Source organism: Psychrobacter sp. 1Y4 (assembly GCF_051847555.1).
Map to the genome: position 1 here is coordinate 1 of NZ_JBPYDE010001084.1, position 534 is coordinate 534.

Genomic DNA, 534 nt, shown 5'->3' on the forward strand with positions numbered 1-534 from the left:
GCCATGAGCGCGATGATTTTCCAGCCACGCACCAAAACCAAAACCAGCGCCATTAAGTCGATGTTGTCATTGTCTTTTTCGCCCATAGGCATTGATAGGTCTTTTGAATCTATATTATTCATAACCATATACTCATCATTCAATGTTGATCGCTTAATAGCACTCGCTTAGCGTCGAAGTTTGGATTGGTGGCGCGTCACTAATTTTGTCATTCCATTGCTCGAGACTATCGACAATATCTTGTCTACTGATCTCAAATACTTCAACGCCAAGCTGATAAGGGTCGATAATATCTTTATTCAGCCAATAACCGATTCGAAACGTTTTACCACGGCAGTATAGCCATCGACTTTCAATCCATTTGGTTTGCTCGGTTGTCATCGTTAAAATTAAATCTGCCTCTCTCACCAGCGTTTCGCTGATTTGCTTGGTAACATGTGAGCTGATGTCTATATCGTGCCTAGCCATTAATTCCATCGCTGTTGTATCCGCAGAGTGTCCTATGAGTGCGGACAAACCCGCAGATTCGATATG

The 534-nt window shown here is 42.7% G+C and carries 1 protein-coding gene; it reads right to left on the minus strand.

Annotated features, from left to right (window positions below; translation table 11 throughout):
• Positions 1-153: 153 nt before the first annotated feature.
• On the minus strand, positions 154-534 hold a 381-nt coding region (locus tag ACS8FC_RS20540), incomplete at its 5' end, for an arsenate reductase/protein-tyrosine-phosphatase family protein (RefSeq protein ID WP_439298142.1).